This is a genomic window from Rhodosalinus halophilus (assembly GCF_003298775.1).
Lineage (GTDB): Bacteria > Pseudomonadota > Alphaproteobacteria > Rhodobacterales > Rhodobacteraceae > Rhodosalinus > Rhodosalinus halophilus.
This window is the reverse complement of sequence record NZ_QNTQ01000036.1, coordinates 1-4123: the sequence shown is the minus strand read 5'-3', so window position 1 is coordinate 4123 and position 4123 is coordinate 1. Positions and strand designations below refer to the sequence as shown.

At 68.1% G+C, this 4123-nt stretch carries 6 protein-coding genes and 1 tRNA gene; 6 read left to right on the top strand and 1 reads right to left on the bottom strand.

Going from position 1 to position 4123, the window contains the following annotated elements:
* Positions 1-203 precede the first annotated feature (203 nt).
* On the top strand, positions 204-860 hold the full coding sequence (locus DRV85_RS18655; protein WP_113290980.1) for a CatB-related O-acetyltransferase: 657 nt from the start codon (positions 204-206) through the stop codon (positions 858-860).
* 5 nt (positions 861-865) lie between these two features.
* Here the strand turns inward: DRV85_RS18655 and DRV85_RS18650 are convergent, their stop codons facing one another.
* Positions 866-1720 carry a glycosyltransferase gene (locus DRV85_RS18650; protein ID WP_113290979.1) on the bottom strand — a complete coding sequence of 285 codons (855 nt, stop codon included), beginning with the start codon at positions 1718-1720 and terminating at the stop codon, positions 866-868.
* 223 nt (positions 1721-1943) lie between these two features.
* On the opposite strand from DRV85_RS18650, the gene DRV85_RS18645 reads away from it, so the two are divergent.
* The 5 genes from DRV85_RS18645 to rplA form a co-directional block, all read left to right on the top strand.
* Positions 1944-2019: transfer RNA gene (locus DRV85_RS18645), tRNA-Trp, on the top strand.
* A gap of 76 nt (positions 2020-2095) precedes the next feature.
* Positions 2096-2287 carry a preprotein translocase subunit SecE gene (gene secE, locus DRV85_RS18640; protein WP_113290978.1) on the top strand — a complete coding sequence of 64 codons (192 nt, stop codon included), beginning with the start codon at positions 2096-2098 and terminating at the stop codon, positions 2285-2287.
* A gap of 185 nt (positions 2288-2472) precedes the next feature.
* Positions 2473-3006: a transcription termination/antitermination protein NusG gene (gene nusG / locus DRV85_RS18635; protein ID WP_113290977.1), complete on the top strand. Its 534-nt coding sequence runs from the start codon at positions 2473-2475 to the stop codon at positions 3004-3006.
* 110 nt (positions 3007-3116) lie between these two features.
* Positions 3117-3542: a 50S ribosomal protein L11 gene (gene rplK / locus DRV85_RS18630; RefSeq protein WP_113290976.1), complete on the top strand. Its 426-nt coding sequence runs from the start codon at positions 3117-3119 to the stop codon at positions 3540-3542.
* Positions 3542-4123 (top strand): 50S ribosomal protein L1 (rplA, locus tag DRV85_RS18625; RefSeq protein WP_113290975.1); only part of this gene is annotated, 582 nt, incomplete at its 3' end. The genes rplK and rplA, both read left to right, overlap by 1 nt.

The following is a 4123-nucleotide window of genomic DNA, read 5'->3' as shown; positions in this document are numbered from 1 at the left end:
GGTGCGTGCGCGCACGCACCCTACGCAAGAGGCACCGAGGGGCGCTCCGGGAGGGGCGCCCTTTCTGCTTTGCGCGGGGGGGCGTCCGGCTGCTTTCCTTTCGCGCCGAAACGCGCTATCGCACGCAGGCTCGATGGAGGAAGCGATGGATCGGACCGCTCTGTGACCGCACGACAGGTTCACGCGACAGAAGAGGTCCGTCCATGCCCCACGGTTTTCCCGCGCCCGACACGCGCAACCCCCTCGTCCTGCCCGACGGCAGTCTGCACGAGGGCACCGTCTTTCTCCGCCCCGCCATCGATCACCCGCGGTGGATCGTCGGCGACTACACATACGCCTCGGCGCATCAGGTGCCCGACGACTGGGCGCAGCGTCTCGCGCCCTATCTGCATCCCGCCGCCCCCGAGCGGCTGATCCTCGGGCGTTTCTGCCAGATCGCCGACGGCGTGGTCTTCGTCACGGCCTCCGCCAACCACAGGCGCGACGGAATCTCGACCTTCCCCTTCGCCATCTTCGACGGCTTCGGCGACAACCGCCCTTCGCTGCCGGGTCCGGATCCCGCGACCTTCCCCGACACGGTGATCGGGCATGACGTCTGGCTCGGGCAGGGGGCGCGCATCCTGCCCGGCGCGCAGATCGGCAGCGGCACGATCGTCGGAACCGGCGCCGTGGTCGGTGGCCGCGTGCCGCCCTACAGCGTCGTCGCCGGCAATCCGGGCCGCGTCGTCCGGCGCCGTTTCGACGACTCGCGCGTCGCGCGGCTGCTGGAGGTTGCGTGGTGGGACTGGCCGATCGGCCGGATCCTCGCCAACGAGGCGCTGATCTGCGGCGGCGACGCTGCCGCGCTCGCAGGCGCCTGAGCCGGTCAGGCGGCGCGCAGGAACTCCGTCTTGCGCGCCTGCCAGGCTGCCCGCAGGCGCGGCACGTCGATGCCGAAATGCTTGCGCATGTGCGGCTCGATCCGGTGCTGCGGGAAGCGGAAGGTCCGCGACCGCCGGCCCAGGTTCGAGATTCCGCTGTCGTTGTCGTGATGTGCACCGCGCACGAACATCGGGCGGTTCATCCACGTCAGCGCAGGCATGTGATGCCAGATCTGCAGGTGGTGGAAATCGAGCACGCAGCTTTCGTGCTGCGGTCCGATGAAGAGCACCATGCCCGGCGCCCAGAAGCGCATCGAGACGGGCGAGAAGCCGCAGCGGCGTGCGTCGGCGCGGAAGACGAAGCCGCGGCAGAAATCCAGGCCCAGAAGACCGTGCTGCGCGAAGAGGGGCCGCTGCAGCGCGAAGAGCCGCCTGGCCTTCGCGATGAAATGCACCGACACCGCGTCGTCGTCGTCGAGCCGGAACTGTGCGGTGGCCGCCACGTCGTCGCGGCGGACCGCGTCGATCGCCGTGCGGCAGACATCGAACTGATCCCGGCCCTCCTCGGCGAAGACCGGACGGATCTGCGGCACCGTGCCGATCAGCTCGAGCAGCCGGCCGCGCCAGGGCTCCGGCAACTGATCGCCCATCAGGAATATCAGGGTGAAGTCGGGGTCCGTCTGATGCCGCAGCGCCGGCAGCATCACATGTTTGAGCAGGAACAGGCGATGCTCCAGCCGCTCGGGGGCGTAGAGCCGGCGGCGCGTATCCTCCTGATTCGCGTCAGTCCTGCGAAATCCCCTGGAATCCGACGGATAGGACCATCGGCAAATCCCGATGGCTTGAACATCGTTCCGCATCGCTGCCCGGCCTGCCTCTCGCCGTCATGCCGTCGGGGGCCCGCGGCCCTCCGTCCTGTTCCGGGCATCCTGCCATCTCCGCGCGCGGGCCCAAACACCCGGCGAAGCGGCCGGGCGGCGGTGTTGCTTCAGCGCATGCGGGCGCCCGCTGGCCGGGGCTGCGGCTTGCGCCACTTCGCTATTGCATCCGGCGCGCGGCGCCCTTAGACGAAGGACCGGCCGAAGGGGTATAGCTCAGTTGGTAGAGCGACGGTCTCCAAAACCGTAGGTCGCGGGTTCGAGTCCTGCTGCCCCTGCCAGCCGCGGCGGGGATTGATCCGGCGGCAGGCGGCCCGTATATCCACGACGACCGCAGCCGAGAGAGAGTGCGCCCGCATGGCCAACCCGCTCCAGTTCATCCAGCAGACCCGGGCCGAGATCGCCAAGGTGGTCTGGCCGACCCGGCGCGAGGTCTTCGTGACCACCGTGATGGTCTTCATCATGGCGACGCTCACGGCGATCTTCTTCGGACTGGTCGATCTCGGGATCCGCGGAGCGCTGCAGCTGATCCTCGGCATCTTCACCTGAGCGGCGGGCCGCGTCCGGCTCTTGAAATCGCCGGGGCCGAGGGCTAACACGCGCGCCATTCCCCCGACGGCGCGCGGCGATTCGAGTTGTGCGCCGTGTTGGCGTTTTTCCACGGATGACGCGAAAAGGGGGCGCGGCGGAACCAGACGGCCGGCACGCGCCGGACAGGACAGGGCAGAGGCAGGATGGCGAAGCGTTGGTATTCGGTGAGCGTTCTCTCGAACTTCGAGAAGAAGGTCGCCGAGCAGATCAGGACCGCTGCCGCCGAGGCCGGTCTGGAGGACCAGATCGAGGAGGTACTCGTCCCTACCGAGGAGGTGATCGAGGTCCGCCGCGGCAAGAAGGTCACGGCCGAGCGTCGCTTCATGCCCGGCTATGTGCTCGTGCGCATGGACATGACGGACAAGGCCTATCACCTGATCAACTCGATCAACCGCGTGACGGGGTTTCTGGGCGCGCAGGGCAAGCCGATGCCGATGCGCGACGAGGAGGTGAACACCATCCTCAACCGCGTCCAGGAGGGCGAGGAGGCGCCGCGCACGCTGATCCACTTCGAGGTCGGCGAGAAGGTCAAGGTCAACGACGGCCCCTTCGAGGACTTCGACGGCATGGTCGAGGAGGTGGACGAGGACAACCAGCGCCTGAAGGTGATGGTCTCGATCTTCGGCCGGGAGACCCCGGTCGATCTGGAATTCACGCAGGTCACCAAGCAGTCCTGACGTGAGAAGAGCGTGGAAGGCGAGGGGGCCGCGGCCCCCGGACCGGACCACGGCAACGGAAAGCCGCCGCCGGCGCGCCGGTGCGGTGTTGTGAGGAAAGGAGCGGCCAGATGGCCAAGAAACTCGCAGGGAAGCTGAAGCTTCAGGTGCCTGCCGGGCAGGCGAACCCCAGCCCGCCGGTGGGCCCCGCGCTGGGTCAGCGCGGCATCAACATCATGGAGTTCTGCAAGGCGTTCAACGCCCGCACGCAGGAGATGGAGCCCGGGGCGCCTTGCCCCACCGAGATCACCTACTATCAGGACAAGTCCTTCACCATGGACATCAAGACGCCCCCGGCGTCCTATTTCCTGAAGAAGGCGGCGAAGCTGAAGTCGGGCTCCAAGACGCCCGGCCGCGCGAGCGCCGGCACGGTGACCGCCGCGCAGATTCGCGAGATCGCCGAGGCGAAGTTCAAGGATCTCAACGCTCACAGCATCGAGGATGCCATGCAGATCATCCTCGGCAGCGCCCGCTCCATGGGCATCGAGGTGAAGTGATGGCGAAGCTCGGCAAGAGAATCCGCGCCGCCCGCGAGGCCGTGGCCGGCAAGGAAAACGTCTCCGTCGAGGAGGCCGTCGCCCTCGTCAAGTCGAACGCCAGCGCGAAGTTCGACGAGACCGTGGAGGTCGCGGTCAACCTGGGCGTCGATCCGCGGCACGCCGACCAGATGGTGCGCGGGGTGGTGAGCCTGCCCAACGGCACCGGCAAGGACGTGCGCGTGGCGGTCTTCGCCCGCGGACCCAAGGCCGAAGAGGCGAAGGAAGCGGGCGCCGACATCGTGGGCGCCGAGGATCTGATGGAGACGATCCAGGGCGGCGAGATCAACTTCGATCGCTGCATCGCCACGCCGGACATGATGCCCGTCGTCGGCCGGCTGGGCAAGATCCTCGGGCCGCGCAACCTGATGCCGAACCCCAAGGTCGGCACCGTGACCATGGACGTCGCGCAGGCGGTCAAGGACGCCAAGGGCGGCCAGGTGCAGTTCAAGGTCGAGAAGGCCGGCGTCGTGCATGGCGCGATCGGCAAGGCCTCCTTCGAGGAGGGCAAGCTGGCCGAGAACCTGCGCGCCTTCGTCGAT

Bases quoted from the DNA above. Each gene is read 5' to 3' on its own strand.
- DRV85_RS18655 (WP_113290980.1), top strand. From the start codon at position 204: ATGCCCCACGGTTTTCCCGCGCCCGACACGCGCAACCCCCTCGTCCTG.
- DRV85_RS18650 (WP_113290979.1), bottom strand. From the start codon at position 1,720: ATGCGGAACGATGTTCAAGCCATCGGGATTTGCCGATGGTCCTATCCG.
- secE (WP_113290978.1), top strand. From the start codon at position 2,096: ATGGCCAACCCGCTCCAGTTCATCCAGCAGACCCGGGCCGAGATCGCC.
- nusG (WP_113290977.1), top strand. From the start codon at position 2,473: ATGGCGAAGCGTTGGTATTCGGTGAGCGTTCTCTCGAACTTCGAGAAG.
- rplK (WP_113290976.1), top strand. From the start codon at position 3,117: ATGGCCAAGAAACTCGCAGGGAAGCTGAAGCTTCAGGTGCCTGCCGGG.